This is a genomic window from Pleomorphomonas sp. T1.2MG-36, assembly GCF_950100655.1.
In the GTDB taxonomy this organism is placed as follows: Bacteria; Pseudomonadota; Alphaproteobacteria; order Rhizobiales; family Pleomorphomonadaceae; genus Pleomorphomonas.
Window position 1 is genome coordinate 1 of record NZ_CATNLY010000029.1, and the last position, 401, is coordinate 401.

A 401-nucleotide genomic window follows, 5' to 3' on the forward strand; every position below is an offset into this window, starting at 1 on the left:
TCTTCCATGAGCCTGGACTCCCAAACGCCACATCCATTGACCGTTTCGAAGCGGGAGGAAGTATTGACCGCCAATGCAACGCAGAATCGAGCCACATCCTGGGCAAGAAGCGTGCGTTGTGGGGAGGTCAGTTGGGCCCAGGCTTGCTCCAACGTTCGTCCTTTGGCTCGCCTAGTGATGAGGAAGGTCCTGTTCAGGTCGCGGTCGATCCACGAAAAAAGAACTTCTGGGACGGGGACTCCTGGGGCATGCGTCTGCACAAATCGAATACTGTCGGCTTCGAGCTGCAGACCTTCACGCCAGGCGTGCGCCTTGCAAAATGCATTCTTTCCCAGCAACCAGACAGCTGCTGAAGTTCCCCCAACATGGATCCTGTCGGTCTGAGCATCACCTCCTGATGT

1 protein-coding gene is annotated in these 401 nt (G+C 56.4%); it reads left to right on the plus strand.

The window, feature by feature from the left end; genetic code table 11:
• A partial coding sequence (locus tag QQZ18_RS15780) for a hypothetical protein (RefSeq protein ID WP_284541907.1) occupies nt 1-353 on the plus strand: 353 nt, incomplete at its 5' end.
• Nucleotides 354-401 lie beyond the last annotated feature (48 nt).